General features: G+C 48.3%; 10 protein-coding genes. All 10 read right to left on the bottom strand.

What is annotated here, in order from left to right:
• Positions 1 to 56 precede the first annotated feature (56 nt).
• The 10 genes from HB364_RS13085 to HB364_RS13040 all read right to left on the bottom strand — a co-directional run bounded on the left by HB364_RS13085 (position 57) and on the right by HB364_RS13040 (position 22,577).
• Positions 57 to 3,875, bottom strand: coding sequence for a family 78 glycoside hydrolase catalytic domain (locus HB364_RS13085; protein ID WP_167288418.1), 3,819 nt, complete (start codon positions 3,873 to 3,875; stop codon positions 57 to 59).
• Complete coding sequence (locus HB364_RS13080) at positions 3,875 to 6,661, bottom strand: glycoside hydrolase family 2 protein (protein ID WP_167288417.1); 2,787 nt, start codon at positions 6,659 to 6,661, stop codon at positions 3,875 to 3,877. The genes HB364_RS13085 and HB364_RS13080 overlap by 1 nt, the downstream gene beginning before the upstream one ends.
• A gap of 32 nt (positions 6,662 to 6,693) precedes the next feature.
• Positions 6,694 to 8,241, bottom strand: coding sequence for an MGH1-like glycoside hydrolase domain-containing protein (locus tag HB364_RS13075; RefSeq protein ID WP_167288416.1), 1,548 nt, complete (start codon positions 8,239 to 8,241; stop codon positions 6,694 to 6,696).
• An 81-nt stretch (positions 8,242 to 8,322) separates the two neighbouring features.
• Positions 8,323 to 10,164, bottom strand: a complete 1,842-nt coding sequence (locus tag HB364_RS13070; protein ID WP_208419947.1) for a sialidase family protein — start codon at positions 10,162 to 10,164, stop codon at positions 8,323 to 8,325.
• A 2-nt stretch (positions 10,165 to 10,166) separates the two neighbouring features.
• Positions 10,167 to 11,069: a glycoside hydrolase family 43 protein gene (locus HB364_RS13065; protein ID WP_208419946.1), complete on the bottom strand. Its 903-nt coding sequence runs from the start codon at positions 11,067 to 11,069 to the stop codon at positions 10,167 to 10,169.
• Between the two features lie 66 nt (positions 11,070 to 11,135).
• Complete coding sequence (locus HB364_RS13060) at positions 11,136 to 12,530, bottom strand: glycoside hydrolase family 140 protein (protein ID WP_167288414.1); 1,395 nt, start codon at positions 12,528 to 12,530, stop codon at positions 11,136 to 11,138.
• Positions 12,531 to 12,535: 5 nt separating this feature from the next.
• On the bottom strand, positions 12,536 to 15,673 hold the full coding sequence (locus HB364_RS13055) for a DUF6298 domain-containing protein (RefSeq protein WP_208419945.1): 3,138 nt from the start codon (positions 15,671 to 15,673) through the stop codon (positions 12,536 to 12,538).
• 164 nt (positions 15,674 to 15,837) lie between these two features.
• Positions 15,838 to 17,499 carry a pectate lyase family protein gene (locus HB364_RS13050; protein ID WP_167288413.1) on the bottom strand — a complete coding sequence of 554 codons (1,662 nt, stop codon included), beginning with the start codon at positions 17,497 to 17,499 and terminating at the stop codon, positions 15,838 to 15,840.
• A gap of 41 nt (positions 17,500 to 17,540) precedes the next feature.
• Positions 17,541 to 19,388 carry a RagB/SusD family nutrient uptake outer membrane protein gene (locus HB364_RS13045; protein ID WP_208419944.1) on the bottom strand — a complete coding sequence of 616 codons (1,848 nt, stop codon included), beginning with the start codon at positions 19,386 to 19,388 and terminating at the stop codon, positions 17,541 to 17,543.
• Positions 19,389 to 19,406: 18 nt separating this feature from the next.
• A complete protein-coding gene (locus HB364_RS13040; protein ID WP_167288412.1) occupies positions 19,407 to 22,577 on the bottom strand; it encodes a SusC/RagA family TonB-linked outer membrane protein in 3,171 nt (1,056 codons plus the stop codon).
• Between the last annotated feature and the right edge of the window lie 11 nt (positions 22,578 to 22,588).

The following is a 22,588-nucleotide window of genomic DNA, read 5'->3' as shown; positions in this document are numbered from 1 at the left end:
CAGCTATTCCGTACTTACGGCTCGAAGCTCGCAGCCCACAGCTCGAAGCTTGCTTCCTAATCCTCACTCGCATTAAGCTGACCCGATTTAACGCCCGGCCATATTTCATTGACAATAGGTTTTAGTTCAAGTTTGGTTGGATCTACCTGTATATACTTTATCCGTTCCCGCCGCCAGGTATACACAATGTGCACCATGCCATCGGCTGATTGTATGACGGAGGGATAAGAATACTGACTGATGGGTGAATCTTCCAGCACCAGCGCTGCCGACCAGATCTTACCATCTTCAGAGATAGCAACATTCAACGGTGTACGCGCCCCCTTACCATTGGGCAGACTGGCTGCCGGCTTCACGTGATTATACACGATCAACTGCCGGCCATCTTTCAATGTTACGGCATCCGTACCCGAGTTATTATTGGGTAAGGCAGTAGCTGCTACCGGCGACCATGTTTTACCACCATCAGCCGACCAGGATTCTATCACTGATCTGTTCTTGCTTCTGCATAATACCTGCAGGCGGCCATCTTTATAGGTGAGTATGCTGGGTTGTATGGCATTGATGGTTTTCCCATCATTGATAGGACCGATCTTTCGCCAGGTCTTTCCCCAATCGGACGTCACTTCAAAATGTACTTTCCATCCATTGCCTTCGGTACTGGAAGCGCAGAACAGTTCATTACCGATCAGGATGGACTTATTCTTCACAGGCCCCAGGAACCCTTCGGGCAGGTCTTCCCTTTCGCCCCAGGTGAGGCCATTATCGGTTGACCGTTTCATATACCCTTTCCAGGTAGCCACGCGGGAACCTATTTTATAAAATAATAACAAATCGCCATTGGGCACCTGGTATAGTACAGGATTGTAACAGGGATAACGGGTTGTGTCATTTATTACACCATCAGCCACTTTTACCGGCTCCGTCCATTGACCATTCACCAGGCGGCTGGTCCAGATACACACATCTTTATTCCCCTCTTTGGTGCCGCCAAACCAGGCCGTGATCAATCCTTTGGGTGTCTCCACAATCGTGGCAGCATGGCTTTCAGGGAAACCGGCACGTTCAAAAATGAACTGATCTTTTACAATACCTTTTTTAAAGGGCGCCTGTGCAACAAACTCATAAGTACCGGATGCAATTTCAAACACCAGGTACCTGCCTGCTACTTTTATGAATCGCACCCCCTCACTTTGTACAGCAGGCCGGCCGTTTTCCGTCACATTACTGACCGTATCAGCCGGAATATAGATCAGGGCCTTTGTATTGGCCGGCACAGTAACTTCCCAATGAAAGCTGGCATTCACGCTGTCTTTCTTCCAAACGCTGATAATATGTCCATAAGGACCGCAGTAAACACCAGCCACCAGGTTAATCCCGTCAATGATCTCCGGTTTCATAATGATCTTCTTAAAGCCAACTTCCGTATCATCAGAGCGGATACCCGCCAGGTTTTCATAATACCAGGTGAGCAGGTCTCCCAGTAACATCACATGGTTCTGGGAATTCATCTGCGGATTGGCCGTATTGCCATTCCACAATTCCCAGATGGTGGTAGCGCCATTGGCCGCCATGTATCCCCAACTGGGATAAGTAGTGTTAGATGCCAATGTATAAGCAATATCAGAACGCCCAAAATCCGACAATCCCCGCATCAGCCACTGCGTACCAATGACACCCGTACTGATATGCATATGGTGCTCGATCCTGATCTTATTGTAAATATGATTGAACACCTGTTCCCTGGCACTATCGGGCGTAATGCCGAAATACAAAGGCAACAGGTTAGCGGTTACCGTATTATTGTCGTAGTTCCTTGTCTTGACGTTATAGAAACGGCTGTTGAAAGCATCTTTGATCTTTCCGGCCAGTGCAGCAAACGCTTGCACATCGGCTTCCCGGCCAGCCAGTTTCGCAAATTGCTGCATATGCTGTAGCAGACGATAGTAATAAGCGGTGGCAATCAACTCTCCTTTGGTGGTACGCATACTATCGCGCGATTTGATCAACTCCAGTGATTCCGGCGGTACGCACCAGTCGCCATACTTGTCTTTGGTAAGGATGAATTCTTTCAGGTATTTCTTTTGCATGTACCCCATCCATTTCTTCATGGAAGGATAGTGCTTAATAATGGGTTGTTTATCTCCATACTGGCGATACAACATATCAGCTACCAGTATATAGGTGCCCGGCCAGGTTACATTGTCGCTGTAATAATTCCAGAAAGCAGGGGCCACATCGGGAATAGCGCCTTCTGCTGTTTGCGATTGCTCAATATCATTCAGCCATTTGGTATAGAGTGCGGCATTATCAAACAGGAAGCTCTCGCCCAAAGCACCGGTAGCCCTATCGCCCAGCCAGGGCTGCCGTTCATTGCGCTGCGGGCAATCCACCGGTATGCCTTTATAATTGGAAGCAATACCCCACCAGGCATTCTGCCAGATGCGGTTCAAGGTTGCATTAGATGAATTGAATGATCCGGTAGTGGCAATGGCATCATATACTACCTGCCCTTCAAAATCTCTAAAGGTAGGCTCACCGGGGTAACCACTTACTTCCACGTACCGGAAACCATGGTATACAAAAGAAGGCTTCCAGGTTTCAACGCCTTCTCCTTTTAAGGTATAGACATCTGTTACTTTCGCATCACGCAGATTGGCCACATACAGCTCTCCATTGGGTTGCAGGCTTTCTGCAAAACGCAGTTGCACGGTGGAACCACGCTTACCGGATACCCTCATCTTTATCCAGCCAGCAAAATTCTGGCCCATGTCCAGGATGTAGTTCCCATTCCCCGCTTTTTTAACAGCTACCGGCCGGATGGTTTTCATCACCCGCATTGGCTCACTCATCTGCGCCACTATCTTTCCTTCAGGCGCTTTCACCAGTTGCGGTTTCCTCCAACTGGCATCATTATAATTCACCCTGTTCCAGTTGGGAAGCTCTTTGGCAGCATCATATTCTTCTCCATCATACTCGTTATTAGTCCTGATAGGACCATCTACCTGCAGCTTCCAGCTTTCATCGCTCACGATCGTTTTGCGCGTACCATCCGTGTATTCTATTTCCAGTTGCAACAGCATTTTGGGATAGCCAAATGTGTTGATCTTTTTGGGTTTGTAATCCTGCCGCATGGTGAAATAACGGCCGTTGCCCAATACCGTAGCCACTACATTCGCTCCTTTTGTAAGCTGCCTGGTTACATCATGCGTATTATACAACACCGACTTCCGGTAGTCGGTAGGATTGGGCGCCAGCACCTGATCACCGATCTTCTGTCCGTTAATATACAGTTCATACAGACCCAGGCCAGCTATATATACTGTGGCCCTTTTTACAGCAGCCCGTGATGTGAACGCTTTCCTGAAATAACGGGCCGAAAGCCGGGAGAACTGGGTAACACTATCCCAAGGGGATGCTTTATCATATCCTATCCATTTGGCCTTCCAGTCTGTAGGTTTCAACAATCCCATTGTCCACTGCGCCGGTTCACTCCATGCAGTGGTTCCTTTATTGGTAAATACTTTTACTTTCCAGTAGCAGGCTGTGCGGCTGGTTAATGGCCTACCGCCGTAAGGAACGTGAATAGATTGATCAGATGATACTTTACCACTGTTCCAGATATCACCGGTATTGGCCGCCAGCTTTTCCGGGGTGGAAGCCACGATGATCTCGTATGCAGTTTGTACCACCTGGCGCTGATAATGAGCTATTGTTATCCAGCTCAGGCGGGGTGTGGTAACATCAATGCCCTGCGGATCGGTCAGCATCTCACAACGCAGGCTATCTACTTTAATTTCCTGCGCCTGCACGGACATGATCCCTGTACAAAGCAGGAACAAAGTTAGTAACCTATATAGATGTTTGTTATTCATTATTGTGCTTCATTAAAATTGAAATACAACACCAGTTCCTTTGCCCGGCTCCTGTCTTTCTCATAATCGTAGTAGATATGTCGAGTACCCATTGGTCCGGTCGTTTCATTCCTTTGTGTTTTGGTGCCAATGCCGGCAATGCCCTGCATAAAAGAGATATCGCCCGAAGGGAAGTACAGCATATAATTCTTCCACTGGTCTTCTTTCCAGGCAGGGGTAAACAAGCGAAGGAACATATCTTCATTTTCCGTCACCACTGTAAAGGGTTGCGTACTGGTAATGAACTTACACCAGTATAGATTGGCATGATAGCCTTTGAACTCCGGGTATTTCCAGGGCGCTTCGCCTGTTTCTGTATTGTTATAGTCTTTACGCCACACGCCAAACTGCGTGCCCTTCATACGGTTCTTCCATACACGGTAAGGACCGCTGCCCATGTACTCTACTGCTTTCATATCGCTTTCAGGGAAAGAAAAGTTGACACCTGCCAATGTGGTAAAGTATGCTTCGGGGAAATAGTTCACCTGCATTTTCACCCAGCCGGATGGATAGATAGTCCATTCCAGCGTATTGAAGCTGTTCTTTCTATCGAAGGTGGAAGTAATAACCAATTGCTGTCCCTCAAAACGATGCGTATAACCATTAAAATTATTAACGCCTTCCTGTAATACCGGTCCATTATTGAAAGGGATGACGCCTTTGGCGTTGCGTACACTGGTAAGTAGTCCTGTGCGCTGGTGAATGACAAGCTGAATACCATTGGCAGTCACCTGGTACAAAGAGTCAGCTATAGTGATAGTGACGGCGCCGTTCCCTGTTGTATCAACCAATGCAGCAGCTACAGCAGCGGGACGTACAATGGGAAAGCTCCAGGTAAACAATGCTCTTTTGTAGGGATCAAAGGCCGTGAGGTATAATACATCGTATTGCTTCCAGTTAACAGGCAGCGCCACACTCAATATGCCTTTCCCCGCAGGTTTTATATTGGGGGCTACGGCGGTGCCCTTTACATCCACTCGTTTACCTCCCTCCCATTTTGCCAATGTCCATTGAAAAGAACACTGGTTGATATTGGTATAGAAATAACGGTTCTCCAGGCGGAACTTACCATCAAAGGCCGGCGTAATCTCCCGGCGCTCTACATATACGGGGCTCCATACTTCTTTAATGGTAAAAAAGCTGCCCTCTTTTTCGTGGTAAGGCCCCAGGATACCATCGGCGCCGCGGTTCTTATCCGTATCCAGTTCACCGTTCTTATCCGTTCTTACAACACCCTGATCGGCGAAATCCCAGAGGAAACCACCGGCCGACAAGGGATCATGCCACATGGCTTCCCAGTAATCCTGCAGGCCTGCACCATGGCCACCATCGTACCAGCCATGCAGGAACTCGGTGGGCATGACGATCTCACGGCCATTGTTGTAATTACCGATGCCGTAATTATATTCCCGGTAATGTTGTGTATCAAAACCACCAAATAACTGCCAGGGATGTACAACAGGACGCAATTGTATATCACCTTTTACAAAAAGAGAATCCAGTTCAAAGTTGTGCCCTCCTTCATTACCATTGGCCCAGAAAATAATGGAAGGGTGGTTCACATCATGCGCCAGCATTTCCTCTACCAGCTTTTTACCCGTAGGCGTATCATAATGACCATGCCAACCGGCCAGTTCATCCATCACAAATAAACCCAGTGAATCACATACATCCAGGAAATGATCATCGGGCGGATAATGGCTCATGCGCACGGCATTCATGTTCATCTCCTTCATCAGCAATACATCCTGGATACTGATGGCCTTACTGGTTGTTCTGCCGGAGGTGGGCCAGAAGGAATGACGATTCACCCCTTTCATTTTCACCTTCACGTCATTTACATAAATGCCATCCCGCTCCTTTACCTCTACCGTACGGAAACCAAAGCGCTGTTTCACCGTGTGCACCGGTTTGCCATTTTTCCATAGCGTGAATACAGCATCATACAGATTGGGAAACTCGGGTGACCACAGCCTTGGATTTACAAAAGCTGTATCAATCCAGGTAAGACCAAATCTAATATTAAACGGCGCATTGATAGCAGGGCCAAATTTCTTTCCATCAATAGTATACAACTGTAATATTAACTTATCAGCCTGCTGTGGCCGGAATATATTCAGGAAAGCAAAAAACCTTCCGTTGGCCCTTGCATCTATTTCAACCTCTTCCATGCGGCATTCCGGATATGCTTCCAGATATACCGGCCGGAAGATGCCGCCGAATAGCCAGAAGTCGGCCTTGCGCTCCGCTTCATTCACAGAAGCATTGGCCGAATGCTTGGCCACCGTTACTTCCAGCAGGTTATCTGCATCGGGCTTCAGCAACGCTGTAATATCATATTTGAAAGCATAGAAAGCACCCTCATGTACAGGTCCGGCCAACTGACCATTGATCTTTACCTCTGTATCGGTCATGCTCCCTTCAAAAACAATCTTAATGATCTTGTCTTTCCATCGGGCAGGCACCCGGAAGGAATACTTGTACAGTCCTTTTTCTTTTCCCCGCACACTGTCCTTATCAAATCCATAATTGTATTTACCAAAGCCCTGTAATTCCCAGCAGGAGGGCACCGGGATAGTGGTCCACTTGCCGGCATTGCGTCCTTCCGTGCAAAAGAAGTCCCAGTTTACGGTATGGTCATTGCCCGTGCCGGATAAATATAGTTTCTCTGTTTGCTGGGCAAACGATCCTATGCTGGCCAGCGCCGTTAATAAAAGCAGTAATATTTTATGATCTATATACTTCATTCAAACCTTCTGGATTCTGAATTCTGGATTCTTTATTCTACAATGATCTTCTCAAGTTTATCAGCAGCACCTTTCTTCACTCCGTTTACCCACACACTCAGCCCCTTCCCTCTTTTGTATTTCGTTCCGTCCTTATCCCAAATGATGGTAATGATCTTCCCCCTGTACAGCACATTATCCAGGCAAAACCAGTCCCATTTACCGGCCGGCAGCAAGGGACGTACTTCAATTGTATTATCGGCCCGCGGACGCAAACCTGCCAGCCCGGTAATGATCAGATCATTGAAAGTGGAATGATTGTAATAGCGACTGCGCTCCTCATCCCCCTTCAGCCAGTAACCTGTTTTTTCATCGAGGTATTCCCCGATATAAGGACGGCCACGGTAGTATTGCGACTCCACATAGGTATTCAGTAATTTGAACCAGGAGGAATCAGCAATGATGTTCTGCTGGTAGTTATTCAACACATTGGCCAGTGCTGTCAGTGTTTGCGAAGTAGCAAAAGGCCATACAGCACCATCCCACTCACATTTACAGCAGCCATGGGTGCGGAAGCCCGGATGACTCCGATCGGCCGTGGTAAGGCCAAAGGGTGCACAGAATGTCTTTTCATCCGTTACTGCTTTCCAGGCCGTTTCATAACCGGCATCCGGCAGGTTGAAATACCAGGGAATAAAACCCACTGCTTCTTTTACATTGGCCAGGGTATCGCCTCCTTCCTTGCGCACCTCGAAAAATTGCTGCTGGTCGTTCCACAGTTTTCCCTGGATCAGTTGTTTCAGGGTATCGGCCTTACGTAAATACAAAGCGGCCGTAGTGAGATCCCTTTTCATAGACGCGATCCGGACTAATGCCAGCGCATTGCCATACATGTAACTATTGATAGTAGGCCGCGCATTCTTTTCCCGGCGTCCGCCACTGATGGTTTCTTCCATACCATCCTTCACATCGCTTTGCCAGAACAGGCCACTGGGTAAACGCCTTTCTGCTTCCCATGCTGTATAGTCATTCACCAGATCGGGCAGCAGGTCTACCAGATACTGCCAATCACCAGTCACGAAGTAACGGTTGTAGAGCGCGTATATCGCCCAACTGCTGAAACCATGCAGCTTTTTCATGGGCTTGCCACTATCGCCCCGGTACCATACGTGTACATATTGGTCAAGGTACTGCTGATCGTGCAGCCAGCGGCCTTCATAGAGGTGATGCCCCAGGGCGCAACTGATGAGGTTGTATTTGTCAGCATAGGAACGGTTCACCAGGAACTCGGTAAAAGCATAACCCACGGGTGTTTTTTTGATGTGCTTGCGCAAGGTCCACCAGCGGTAATAAAAGATCTCTTCCACATTCTGCTGCGGGCATTCAAACAGGGGAATATTCCGTTGCATCCATTGCCAGGCGTTGTCATTCGGAATCGCCTGCACAATATTCTCCTCCTCCATCTTGTTGAAGTAGTCCACATAATGTTTAAAGCTACCTGCTTTCAGCACAGTACCTTTTCCCTGCTGCGCATTTTTAGATGTAGCGCAGCCTACTACGATCACCAACCCCGCAAACGCTATATATTTAATAATCTCCATTGTCTTATTTTACTTTTTAGCTATTGCCAACCACTGATGCCTGTATTTTGCTCGCGGCTCGTAGCTCAAAGCTCGCAGCACTTATTGTGCTTTCGCCTTCAGGTACCCAATACTATACACCGCTTCCGGCACCCGCTTTCCGGCATCCGGCAGGTCGGTGAAATTGTCAGCCGGTGTATCCGGCGTGGGAAACCGCCGCACTTCTCCCGTACGGAATACGATCCGCTCCACTGTATGCAGGGGAGCAAACAATAGCTGCGGGTTAATATCCTTGCCGTTGATGTTCATGGTATACATACGCGCGGCTGTATTGATATTTACCCGGATGTGATAGGTAGTGCCCGGCGTATACTTCAGCAAGGTCCGGTACCGCGCACCTGATTTAGATTGCAGGGTACTATCTGCCCCAAACGTAAACCGAACGCCCGCCTCCCCCAGTGCATCCTGTAGTTCAATATCCAATTGACCATGATTGGCCTGTGTAGGGGTAACCGAAAATTCCAGTTGCATTTTTGCAGCAGCCGGCAATAATCTTTCCGCCCTGGCATAATCATGTGCATCACCATCTTTAAGCACCAGGGCTTCCCCAGCAATTGTTTGTTCTACCGATACAGGCGCCCACACCGGGCTATAAATATTCCAGTATTGCAGTTCCTCCCCTGCCGGCAATTGGGCAAAGGTCTCCTCCACCGCCTTTGTTTCTTTATCCCTTACAGGCACCGGTACGGAAGCAATCCAGATATCTTCTTTATTCATGCTGTAGGTAACCCACAGTTTACCATCGGGCGGAATGCCATCCCCTTCCTGTATACCCCGCACATACTGCGGGCCATAGGACTTATAATTACCGCCATAGCGCATGGGCGAAATCTCCCCATTCACCAGCAGCAGGTTGTTGTAATGCAGTCCGTCATCACTCAGAGAAAGGGCCAGGGGCCAACGGAATTCTGAAGGATTGTATACAGTCGCATATTTGCCATCGCTGGTCCGCTGTCCCCATATCTTGGCATTGCTGTTCACAAATCCCGGCGCCCGGAGTGGATTATACAACCAGCTTTTTCCATCATTGGTGCTGATGGACGTAAGCGCATGCTTCCATAATCCTACTGCACGACCATCGGGCAGGTGATAGAAACTCAGGGCCTTGTATTCTTTCTTTACGGGTATCAGCGGATCATTCCTGTCAGCTTCCTCATTCCATTGCTGCATCATCAATGGCTTGGACAGCAACTCATCACAGGCTGCTACAAAAGCTTTGTCTTTGCTGCTTTTATAAAAGGGGTAAGTACTGTTCTTTTCATTGAAGTCGTGGTTGTACCGGATAAAATAAATGGGGCCATAACTGCCATCGGCTTTTATTTCCCGTACTACCCGGCCGATACCATTGCCATCATTGGGATCATCTTTATTATCCATAGCAATGCCATAATAGGCCAGCGCCAGTAATTTTTTATTGAAGGCAGTATAGAAGCCCATACGCTGGTGCATCACCGCATACAGGTTGTTGGCTACTCCTTTCCGCTCCGGTTTCTTAAATCCATCGGGGACTTTATAGGGAGGAAAAATAATAACGGGATCACTCCAGCGATAGCCATCTTTGGAGGTCACCAGCAAGGTTTGTCCCGGAGGCACATGCTCGCCCACCGGGTTGCTGAGGTATTCCAGGTAAAATGTATTATTCCAGTAAGCCAGCATGGGCGCATGGTTATAGGTCCAGCCAAAGCTATGCCTGGCTTCTTTCAGGTCGCGGTGCGCCCGCACTACCTGTATATTGTGCACGCCCATTGCCAACGGCAACCGGCCATCATGGTAATCCACCTTCACCAGCGTACTGCCGGTATAACGCACCGTATCCTGCTGCGCCTGGCCTGCCACAGCGCAACCCATCAATAACAGCAACAGTAGCTTATGTTTTGTGATCATAATTAATGCAATATTTTCTTCAGCACTTGCTGCTTCACTTTGAATATCGTTCCATGTTTATGTCCTTCCGGCACACTGATCTCCTCCTTCAGCGGCGTGAAGGTTTTAAAGTCGGTAGTTTTCACAGCATCATATTTCTTCTCGCGGTAGGTATCAAAATAGATCAGCCATTCCTTACCTGTCTTTACTACAGACGGCCCTTCGGTAAAGGAATCTGTAAAAGCAGCCGTCACGTTGGTATAGGGACCCAGGGCACTGCTGCCATAGGCTACTTTAATATTCCTGTTGGGACGGGTATTGTCTTTCAGCACCAGTACATAGTCATGATCAGCTTTCTTTACGATCACCGCATCAATCACACTGAAACCGGGATCAAGGAAAAGTTTGGTGGGACTGAATGTTTTAAAATCAGGCGTGGCAGTCACATATAGGCGGTGGTTATTGCTGTCTTCTTCAATACCCCGGTCGAACCGGCCCGGTATGGCCGATGCCCAGATGATGATAAACTGTTTACTGTCCGCATCATAAAACAATTCAGGCGCCCATACATTCACCGTGGAAGGTTCTGTTTCCATCACCGGGATGAAACGTTGCTCACTCCAGTGCACCAGGTCTTTGGAAGATGCATAACCAAACCCTTTATCTCCCCGCCAGCTACTGGTCCACACGAGATGAAAGGTACCGTCGGGTCCCTGAGCGATAGAAGGATCGCGCATCACCTTTTGCAGTCCGGTCTCCGGTTTCAGGAATGTTTTACCCGCCTCCTTCCAGTGATAACCATCCTGGCTGTACAGGAAGCGCAGCCCTTCATTGGCCGGCTCATGGAAGGAGGTGAACATATATACTTCTTTCTGTGTACCACAGGAAGCCAGGAGCAAACCAAGTATGTATAGATAGTTCTTCATGCAATTCAATTAAACAGCTAGTGGTAAATGGCGAGTAGCGAGTGGACTATCCCCACTAGCCACTTGCTACTTACCACTAGCTCCCTCCAATATCAGCACCCAGTCATTCCCCTCCTTTTTCCCGCCCGGCGGATCAAATTCTTTCACGCCGGTATTATCTGTGGTACCGGCAGGCTGTGTAGTACCATCTTTAGGATTAAACCAGTAAGCCCGCACTTTGGCGCCACTGATCTTTCCCATTACTACTTTAAACTTATTACCGGTATAGGTATACAACAAAGCATAGTTATTACCGCGCGAAGCCACTACCCTTTCATACCATTCACCATTATCAGCCACCAGCGATTGATCGGGAATTCTTTCCAAATAAGGTTTTGACAATAGCAGCTCTTTCACATATTTCATTTGTAGCGCACCGGGGTCCTGCATAGCAGGCTGCCAGTATTTTTCAGCACCGTAAGCGCTGCCCGCATCACCGGCATGGAAGAACTGCATTACCGCATTATGACCATAGGTAAAACCAGCCCCACCGGCCAGCACACTCCAGTAAGCATAGCGGCGCACATCATTGTCATTCCAGTAAGGCTGGGTAGTATCATGTAATCCCTGTGGAATGCCTTCATAGGAAGGCTCTCCATCGAACGTAGGTTTTACAGGTCTTTTGGCATAATCTTCATCAACGTACTTCCAGTTGTCTTCCCCGTAATGCGTTTCGCCCTTGCTGGTATCCTGCACATAATTGCGGTGGCCCGATTGGAACATATTAAAGTCAAGCCACGACTCCTGGTGAAACCAGCGGGAAGAAGTGGTACGGCCACGCGGGTGGAAGGTAATGAGGTGGTTCTTATCGGTGGCGCGGAGTGTTCTGCCGATCTGCTTCCAGGTATTGATGGAATCACTACCCGGAATATCACCACCATTGAGCCAGATAATATTCGATTTGTTTTTATAGCGGTTACCCAGGAAACTGGCATACTGTTTAGCAGCAGCTACCGGTACCCATCCATTCTTGACATTGGTACCCCATACCGGCACCAGCGCCATGTACAGGCCCCGCTGCGCTGCCTGGTCAATCACATAATCCACATGGTCCCAGAAATCATATTGGGCAGCATCGCTGAAATTATTGCCTTTGGTAATGGCAGGCGTTGCGACGTTCTGGTGGAGAAGGGCCGAATCGCCATATACATTCACGGCTTTGCGCACATCGTGCAATACCATTACCTGTATCACATTAAATCCTTGTTGTTTCCGCTGTTCGAGGTATTGTACCGCTTCTTCCCGTGTGAGCTTAATAAACAATAACCAGCCGGTATCACCCAGCCAGAAGAAAGGTTGACCCGATTGCGTAGTGAAATACCTTCCATTGGATGATACCTTCAGCTTAGGCAAGGGTTTTACCTGTGCCTGCAGGCCCATTGTTACCACTAATAATGCTATGACAATTTGTATGCGCTTCATCCAGTTTATCTTTTCTTCAACCATAATATCCAGTTACCGCGATCAGGTTTTGCAACCTTGACCCCCTTCCCTCCTTTCACCGTTTCTTTTGTAGTACGTACAGTACCATTATGTCCATTGATCCATGCTACTGTATAACTACCTGCATCAACGGATGCTTCCACCGTTCCCTTATCTTTTGCCAGGTCATATACAACATAACCGGTTTGTGCATTGTGTAATACCCATGCTCTTACCAGCGCCTCTTTTGATACCAATGGCTGCATGGTAGCCACCGCGCGCAGGAAATTGGTATCACCAATAGTAAGGTCAGGCATGGAACCACCGGCCATTAGTACCGCCCATCCGCTGAGGTTATACCCATCGCCATTATAAATGACTGCTTTATCCGGGTAGCGTTGTTTGTATTCAGCTACTGCCCTGTATACCGTAGCAGGTGAACCGGATTCGGGTTTCAGCAGCCGGGCATGCTGCCGCGGCGCCAGGTTTTGCCCACCCAGTGGTGCATACGCTTTTCCATCCTGCTGGTAATACCAGTAACGGATATCAATGACATCCACTACGGCCGCACGCACAGGATCGGCCAGGATGGCATCCTGCACATCTTTGGTAGTGCTTAAGCCAATGATCGCTTGCTTACCGGTCTCTTTTTCCCAGGCCGCAATTTCATCCAGCCAGAACTGCACGAAGTGTAAAGGGCCGGTAAACTCTGCGCCTATGAGATGAATGACGCCGTTGTTATTGACAAAGTTGTTCAGGCATTGGCGGATATAGGTTTTGTGTAAAGCACGGCGCACGGGGTGACTGGTATCATAGAACTGTTCGGCCATGAAAATACGCTTATCACCCGCATATGGCGGCGGCTCGGGGAAACCGGTATTGTTGATGTTATTGGCAGGCCGCCAGGGGAAGTCGGCATAATGCGCGCCTGCTTCAATGATATTGTGCTGGAAATAATGCTGGTTCACCAGCACCAGCCCTTTTTGGTCGGCCAGTGTGGCAAATTGTTGCAGGCGGTTCCAGTACCAGTAATTGTATTTAGTAAGATCGTATTTGCTCAATCCATCCCAGGCGGTTTCCTCACCACTGCGGGCAAAGGGCAGCTCGTAGAAAGGCGCCCATACATCTCCGTCCATACGGCGGATGCGTTCATGGTCATCCCGCCTGCGCTCATACCACAACCCATAATTGTGTTCCAGCGAAAGAATATTAGCCTCCTTCATGGAATCGGTCAGGGCATCCAGGTCATCTGTTAAGCCCTCTCCTGTTCTGCCGGGCACAAAACGGGTAATCGCAGGCTTGGCTTTGTCTACACCATAGGGCCGGGCGCTGCCTGTCCACCAGGGCACTTCAGTTTTACCACCGGTTATGAGTTGTGCGCCACGCAACAGCCAGCCATTCTGCACATGCAGGGCGCCGGCAAAAGCTGCTGCGGAGGGTTGCTTATGAACAATCTCCTGAATGGTCTTCACTCCTTTGGGATCGGTATTGACCGGTTGCCGCTGCGCCGCTTCATCGATAAATGATAATAAGGTTTTGGCAGGCGACACTGATTGTTTGGTGAGTTGTAAAGCTACTTCCACGGAGGGACTGCTGGAAGCTTCTGTTTCTATGGGCATTACCTGTACACGCTCCCTGGCTGCGTCTCCTATACGTTGCTGTAACTGCCTGTAATATAAACTGCGTGGTTCTATGCTGTTGTTAGATTCGCCCCAGTAACCATCACCGGCAAACTGGCTCCAGGAACCAAAGGCCCAGTTATTGGCCGTAGGAGGTTTATAGCAATCAATACGCGAGGCACTGCAATTCCACAACACACTGTTGGCAATATTCCATCCGGCGCCCTGCCCGTCCTGTCCACGGTTCATAAAACTGATGGCTTGTCCGTCTACCTGTACCACATCAAACAGCACGCCGGCGCTCCAACTGTCAATACCACCGCTGAATCTGTAGGGCAGGTGTGATTCACACTGTACAAAAGCATTGGGACCAGCCGCACAAAACCCCGTAGCAAAATCATGCATACCATATTCCGCATAGCAACGCTGAAACAGGGTTTGCTGCCCTGCTGTAAAAAAGGTATTGCGTCTTTCGCCGCCAATCTCTGAAACAGGCTGCAGTGATTGGCAATCTTCCACCGTAATGCGGGTCGCCTTTTCATAGATCGCTACCGCCGATCCGGCAAAATGCCGGAAGCTTACCTGCCGCACCCAGGCATCCTGTGTATTGTTGATAGTGATGGCCATCCAGCGATGGTCTTCATCTTTTGGATTATTGGTATCATAAGCAGATACCAGTTGCACATTTTCAATGCCGGTATGCGTGATCTTTCCCGGCCAGGTATAAGCGGCAATGGTAGCGCCACCATATTGCCGATCCAATGCCGTAGTAAGTGGCACATCCAGCACGATGGTATTCCCATTCACCGATACAATGTTCCGGTACCATTGCAATTCCCGCTGCCCGGACTTCCATCCAAGGGCGGTGATACCGCCGCCAAAATGACCAGTACCTAAGGCCGCAATCCATGCGGCGGTACAAGGTCGGGTGACCATTACCTGGTCGCCTGCTTTAAAAGTATGGGGAGTAGCTACACGAATAGCAGTGGCATTCACAGGTACATATTCATCCGTTATAGCTACCGGCGTTTGTAATACAATGTCTTTCTTCCCCCCTATCTTAATCAGTGTTTCCCGGTCTTTACCATCGCCGGCAATAATGGATCCCTTCTCACCATAACCGCTTCCCCGCAATACTACGCCCGAAGCACGCAGGAGCAAGCTTCCATTTACATGATATACGCCCTGCTGTAACAATACAGCGCCCCGGATACCGGCTTTATCCACCGGCAAACCACTTACATGATCAAGGGCAGATTGTATGGCTGCCGTGGCATCGCCATTGACAGGTGGTACTACTATCTTAACAGGCGCCTCCGGAATGGCTTTTTCCCCGGAAGCATAACCGCAGTAAGAAAAATCAAGCACCCGGTTACCCAGGGAGTCTGGCGTATACTGCAATTGCCTGTTGGCATCTGTAAATACCGGCGCCGGTGGAGGCTTGACGCCTTTCTGGGCCAGGGCTGCCTGGTGAAGCAGGAAAAAACTGCTTATAACAAGGATATTATGACGTTTGCCGCTCAATGTTCAATCTGTTTTATACCCGAATTTAACTGGTTCCGGCGTCCTGCTTAAAAAGACTTTGCCCCCATCAATAGCAGGGGCAAAGCAGCAAGTAATTATGTTGTTGTCGTCCGCAGCGTCCCTTTCAGGAGACACTGCGGGGAAGAAGATTCATGACTTCACGCTTAAAAAGCTCTTTTCGCTGTTACTACCGGCTGTACATTTTTGGCCGGCACCACACTATTCAGGTATTCTTCAATATTGGTATAACCGCTTTTGCTCTTAGCATACTGGGCAGCATCCGCCGCATTATTGGCATTTAATCCATGTTGCTTTTCATAAGCATCAGGAATGCCATCATTATCGCTGTCTTTGTAAGGCGTGCCTTTGTATTCGGGATAACCGCCTACCTGGCTCACATCGGTAATGATACCCTGCTTATAGGAATCCAGCGGCAACCGGCGGTGCTTGAATTGTGTTTCCGGCAGCTTAACATCTTCTTTATACGCGATCTTACCCGTTCTTACCTGTTCTGTAACCCTGCTATCCACAGGGTCCCTTTTAGGCAATATAGCGCCTGCATTGGCCAGTACATATTCCCGCGCCTGTTTGGTTTCTACAATTGTAATAGCGGGCATGGGCAATGGCTTGTCCCATTTCATATAGGCTTTATGCTCACCTGTGTTGGGCTCATCTTCTACCTGCACGCCACCATCCCAATTGTCTTTGGTAATAGCATCATAGCCTTCCATGATATTGCCATTTACATAGGCACGGCCATATACATGGTATTTGAGCTTGCTGCGACCGCTCTCTGGCTTGAGAATACGATGACCTACCAGTGAGGTCTTTGGCGTAGCAGGGCCTGGCTGGTAATAGTTATTGATAATATTGAACAGCCCGCGGTAATCACTGCCATCCATAGAACGGTGCACCCAGTTGAACACCACATTGTTCACAAAATTGAACGTACCATACCAGCCGATGGAAGGATTACGGCCTGTATTGTTGGCCCACAGGTTGCGCATGAACGTACAGTTCTCCCCGCCCAGCGTACTGCCGAATGAGTGGTTCCAGGTATCCAGCGCTTCTGCAAAGATGGAATTCTGAATGGTAATATTCACGGTAGGCAGCTTTTGTTCAATAGCGCCGGTACTGTCATTGTACATATGGCGGTACATACTCATGTTCTCATCCAATCCCCAACTGGCCGATACGTGGTCAATCATAATATTACCAATGGGATTACCACCAATAGCATCATCCCTTCTGCCCACCCATGTTTCACCACGGCGGAAACGCATAAAGCGGATGATCACATCATGGGTGTTGATCCATACTGTTTCACCAGCCACACAAACCCCATCGCCCGGCGCTGTTTGCCCGGCAATAGTAATATACGGTGCACGGATGATCAATGGTGTTTTTAACCGGATGATACCCGCTACATTAAATACGATGGTACGCGCACCACCCTGTTCACAGGCCCAGCGTAAACTACCGGGGCCATCATCATCCAGGTTGGTCACCACCAGCACCTTACCGCCACGTCCTCCGAAAGTATATTTACCACCACCTTCCGCACCGGGAAAAGCAGGTATGGATGCCTGGGGCAGGTCATCAGCTTTGCCCGCCCAGGGTATATAAGGCTTTCCCTTTGTCGCTTCTTCTTTGATAATGGGTAATGCTTTTGCCCATGCTTCATCCGAACGTACACGTGCGGCATTCAGCAGGGAGTCAGAAGCTTTTTGTACATCTTGAGGTATGGTAGGATATTGGGCACTTGCCTGATGACATAGGACTACAAGACCTAAAACGGAAATAGTTTTCACAAGTGTTCGCTTCATCGAGTATTATAGTTAAATCAGTTGATTAATCCACGCTGTTATTATTTCAATGGGTCAAAAGGACCACCCCATGTATCGGTTTGGGTAATACCGGGATTGTTATTCATAGTATTCAGCGGAATGCCAAAGAAATAATATTCTGGTTTCCAGTTGATCGTATATTTTGTATCCAGGTTACCAGTTACAAGCTGGAAATAATTGGTATAGGCCACATCCAGGTCTACTTTATCACGATAATTGGGACTGGCAGGGTTGGCAAAATCTGCCGCAGTAGGAATGCCGGCGCCTGTTTTCAGGTTAATGGTTACTTTTTGCCGGCGTGTGCCATTTAACACAGCTTCAATTTTCCGCCAACGGCGCAGGTCCCAGAAACGTTTGCCTTCAAAAGTAAACTCTATCCTTCTTTCAAATAAGATAGCATCAAAAAGTTCTGCCCTGCTCATACCTGCTTTCAGACCATACAAGTTACCCCCTCCGGCTTCGAGGCCGGCCCTTTTCCGTACAGCTACCATGCCTGCATACGCTTCTTCTGCTGCAGCGATCCTGTTAATACCTGCTGCGCTTTCCGCCAGGTTCAGCAGTACTTCCGCGTAACGTATCTCCATCCAATCGGTGCCGGAATACTGAACATTGCTGATGTCAACAGTAGTATTGATCGCCTTACGGGTATAGAAACCGGTATTGGAGGCTTTGTTTTCTATAGTTACATCTTTGTTTTGAGAATTTTTATAGTAATATGTCCACAACCTGTAATTGGCGTTGGCATTAATATGCCAGGTACAACCATTATATCCAATGGTCTTGTCAAAGCGCGGGTCCCTGTTCTTATAAAATAACTGATCGGAGTAAGTATAGGCAGAAGTAGCATCTCCCGGCATCTTGCCATCTTTCATGGGATAAGCCTTCACCAGGTCCCAGGTAGGCTGATTAGAACCGCCTCCTGTTCCCAGGTAGGAAGGGCGGGTGCTATTGTCATAACCATTGTTCTTTTTCACCTGGTCGCCGGTAGATGTATTGTACCCGGTGATCATGATGGCCTCCGGGTTATTTACTTCCGCAAACCACATACCATCATAGGAGCTATGCAAACCAAAATTATTGGCATCGAGGAGCGTCTTTGCCTGCAGGTTGGCATCATAAGCCTTTTGCCACCTGTCTGCCAGGTCACCGGGATTGAACTGTGGGCTCGCATACGTCAGCAATACCCTTCCTTTGAAAGCGGCCGCTGCACCACTGGTAATACGACCCCAATCGCCGTTAGCAGTCCATTTACCAGGCAGGTAAGCAATAGCGCTGTCCAGGTCTTGCACAATTTGCGCAATACATTCCGAGGTAGCGTTACGGGGCAACAAAGCGTCCCGCTTAGCCTGCTCTCCTACAGCGTCCATAGCTGTTAATACGATAGGAACGCCGCCATACAATCTTACCAGGTCAAAATAACGGTAGGCCCTGAAAAAGAATGCCTGCGCCTTGAAACGGTTCTTGGTACCTTCGGGCAGTGTACCGGCATTCACGTCCCTGATGAACATATTGATGATGCGGATCCTTCCATAGTTGTTGTTGGCGGCTAAAGCAGTACCAATATCGCCCACATCGGAAGCCGTGAGGGTTCCTTCAAAATACTTGCTTTCACCGTAAGTATCGTCCGACAGGCTGTTGGCCGAAGCGGAAATACTTCCTGAAAGGTTGCTGTTACCTGCCCAGGCCGGTAAGTTGTTCTCATAGAGATAATCCACGTTCATCTTTACCAGCACAGAATCATTATAGATCAGGCTGCCGGGAATGGTCTTAAGATCATACTTATCAAGCACCTTGTTACAGGCAGCGAGGGTAAACAAGGCAGCAAGGCCGGCTGCTATATGGTATTTATTGATATTAATCGTTTTCATTGTTGCAATCATTTTGAATTAAAACCCAATGTTTAAACCCAGGGAGAAAGTCCTGATAGCAGGATAGGTGTCATAATTGCTGGTGTTATCCCTGTAAGAATAAGGGTTGTATAAGTTAAGTGGATTGGTACCTACCAGGAACGCACGTACACTTCCAAAACCAGCTTTATTGGCCCAGCGGGAGGGAAGCGTATAGCTCAGGTTAAAGTTCGAGATGCGCCAGGTAAAGGAACTGACAAACCAGAAGGAAGAAGTCCTGTCGTAGTTATTACTATAGTAAGGATTGGGATAGGCCGCATTGGGATTATCAGGCGTCCAGACATCTTTCCAGAATTCCGGCCGGTTGGAAGTGGCAGAACCTTTTTTAACAGCGGCGCTTTCCATAACATTCTGTCCGCCCCACGACATACCACTCACTACCTGTAAGCTCAAAGATTTGTAAGCGACGCCAAAGTTGAAACCCAGTCCATAATGGTTGCTCGATTTAGGTGTCAGGTAATCCTGGTCTTCTTCTGTGATCTTTCCGTCGGGGCCGGTGTATTTGCCGGAAATATCCTTGGGGCCACGTACATCCTGGTAATACAACATGCCAGGCTTGGGCGCATCGCCCATGATGGTATAACCCGGATTCTTAGCGAGATAATCATCTACCTGCTGCTGTGAGCGGAACATGCCAAGATAATGGAAGCCATACACCCCCCTATCGTTGGACCTGCCAATGGCATCGAGATAGGTACCTACATTACCTACCGGCTGGTCCACAATGATCATCTTATTATCGCTCCAGGAGAGAAAGCTATTAATAGTATAGCTCCAGTTGCCGTTAATATTATCTTTCCAGCCTACTGATAACTCATAGCCAAAGCTCTTTGTTTCAGAAAAATTCTCAGGAGGCAAGGTGGCTCCTATCAACAGGGAAACAGAAGAGGTTAAAGTCGTTAACTGGTTTTTGCGGTGGTCCAGGAAGGCATCTGCCGTTACAGATAAGCGGCTATTGAGAAACTGCATGTCAATACCCGCATTGTATTTGATAGCATCATCCCAGCGCAGGTCATAATTGGCAATGGATACGTTGGGAAGAATAACATACCCCCGGTCGCCATTACCGCCAAATATCGGCGCCCTGCCTGTTTGTGCAGCATAGTTGGTAAGGTACTGGTACCCCTTGGTATTGTCACTACCCAGTGCACCAACGGATCCTCTTATCTTCAGGAAATCTATAAAACTGACATTCCTTCTGAAAAACTCTTCCTGTGAAGCCACCCAACCCAATGACATGGAAGGGAAATATCCCCACCTGTATTCAGGAGCGAAGTTCACGTTGGCATCGGCCCGTATGGTGAACTCTGCCAGGTACTTATTGTCATAATTATAATTGATGCGGCCGATATAGGCAAGCCGGCCAAATTCAGTTTGTACCTCATCTGTAGTATTCGTTCCCAGCGCATAGTTCATATTATCCAATCCACCAATAATAGCCCCTTCACGCATCGCATTCACCAGGTCCGTCTCTGCCTCATATTGTTCATACCCTGCAAACAACGAGATCTGGTGTTTGCCGAATGTGCGGTCATACATGGCAGTAGCATTCAACTGGTAGTTATCAGAATAGGAAGGGCTGATCCGTACCCGGTCGCCATTGCTGAGGGTAATGGCGCTGACAACATCACCTCCGTAAATATGCTTTTTATCGCCCAGCATTGAAAACCGGTACACAACATATTTGGTACCATATTGCTTACCGAAAGCGTTTTCGAGGTTCTTATTGTAGTTAAGACCAAACTTTAAACCTTTAACAAAAGGCACTTCATAATTTAAGGTCGCCTGCACATTGAGGCCGGTATTCCTGGCAACAGTCGTATTATTGGATTTCTGTATTTCGAAAAAGTGGAAATTCTCTACCTGGCTATTCGTAGCGGAGGTCAACAATACAGGTAACCCATTTACATAATAGGGATTGAACATGGGTGTTCCCACCAGTGTTTTCACATCATTATCCACGCTCTCACTGCCCTGCTTATTGTAATAGCGCTTGTTTTTAGACACATCACCGCTTACCGACAATCCCAGCTTAAGGCCCATGGTCAGTTTAAGGTCCGTGCTGGCCCTGAAGGTCCACTTATCCGTATTGATATTATCAAAGTTGGCCGTTTGGTTGGTATAGGAAACGCCGGCAAAATAAGTAGCCTTGTCCGATCCGCCGCTTACGTTCAAGGCATGACGCATAGTGATAGCAGGCTGCCAGGCAACCTGCAGCCAGTCGGTGCTGTTCTTTTTAAAGTGTTCCAGTTCATCATCTGAGTACCAATCAGCGTCAGCCTTATAGCCGTCAGTTCCATCAGCAATGAATTTCTTTTCGGCCATGAGCATATTGTTCAGGTAGGTGGCCTGCTGGAAACCATTCATCATCTTAGGCAATTCAGTAGCTTCCGCCACACCATAAGATACACTGTAATTTATTTTAGGCGTACCCGCTTTGCCCCGTTTTGTTCTCACCACAATTACACCATTGGCGCCTTGTATGCCATAGATAGCGGCGGCGGCATCCTTCAGGATGGAGATATTTTCTATTTCAGAAGCATCCAGTACATTAAAGTCGGCAGAAGTCCTGATGATATCATCTATTACATATAATGGCTCTGTAGAACCGCCATCTTTGGAGAAAAAGATCGGATTGCGGATCGTAATGGTGGCATTATCACCGGGCCTGCTATAACCACCGCTTACCGATACGCCAGGCATTTGCCCCCTTAAAGCGGCCGACAGGCTTCCTACCGGAAGGTCCTGTATCTGTTTCATATCCACGGTGGCTACAGCGCCTGTTAAGTGTATCTTTTTTTGTGTGCCATAACCTACCACCACCACATCGTCCATTTGTTTATTGTCCTTGACCATCGAGATGTCCAGCACTTTTTTCTCCCCTACTATGATCTCCTGGTAGGCCATTCCGATATAGGTAAACTTCACTACGCTTTCATTTCCCGAAACCACTATGGAAAACTCACCTTTTTCATTGGTTAAAGTGGTACGGTCAGTTCCTTTTACACCTACCGTTACACCCACTAATGGCTCGTGGGTTTCCTGGTTTTGTACAATACCGGTGACAGTTCTTTGCTGCGCCGATAATGGCAGGCAGCTCAGAAATAGCAGTAACAGCAGCAGGCCGCATTTCGTTAGTTGTTGGGGCATATGACACACTT

Source organism: Paraflavitalea devenefica (assembly GCF_011759375.1).
Taxonomy (GTDB): domain Bacteria; phylum Bacteroidota; class Bacteroidia; order Chitinophagales; family Chitinophagaceae; genus Paraflavitalea; species Paraflavitalea devenefica.
Note: the sequence above shows the minus strand (reverse complement) of the source record. Positions and strands in the feature narration are given on the sequence as shown.

What these genes read in the sequence shown, in the direction of transcription:
- HB364_RS13085 (WP_167288418.1), bottom strand. Translation starts at nt 3,875, where the DNA reads ATGAATAACAAACATCTATATAGGTTACTAACTTTGTTCCTGCTTTGT.
- HB364_RS13080 (WP_167288417.1), bottom strand. Translation starts at nt 6,661, where the DNA reads ATGAAGTATATAGATCATAAAATATTACTGCTTTTATTAACGGCGCTG.
- HB364_RS13075 (WP_167288416.1), bottom strand. Translation starts at nt 8,241, where the DNA reads ATGGAGATTATTAAATATATAGCGTTTGCGGGGTTGGTGATCGTAGTA.
- HB364_RS13070 (WP_208419947.1), bottom strand. Translation starts at nt 10,164, where the DNA reads ATGATCACAAAACATAAGCTACTGTTGCTGTTATTGATGGGTTGCGCT.
- HB364_RS13065 (WP_208419946.1), bottom strand. Translation starts at nt 11,069, where the DNA reads ATGAAGAACTATCTATACATACTTGGTTTGCTCCTGGCTTCCTGTGGT.
- HB364_RS13060 (WP_167288414.1), bottom strand. Translation starts at nt 12,530, where the DNA reads ATGAAGCGCATACAAATTGTCATAGCATTATTAGTGGTAACAATGGGC.
- HB364_RS13050 (WP_167288413.1), bottom strand. Translation starts at nt 17,499, where the DNA reads ATGAAGCGAACACTTGTGAAAACTATTTCCGTTTTAGGTCTTGTAGTC.
- HB364_RS13045 (WP_208419944.1), bottom strand. Translation starts at nt 19,388, where the DNA reads ATGAAAACGATTAATATCAATAAATACCATATAGCAGCCGGCCTTGCT.
- HB364_RS13040 (WP_167288412.1), bottom strand. Translation starts at nt 22,577, where the DNA reads ATGCCCCAACAACTAACGAAATGCGGCCTGCTGCTGTTACTGCTATTT.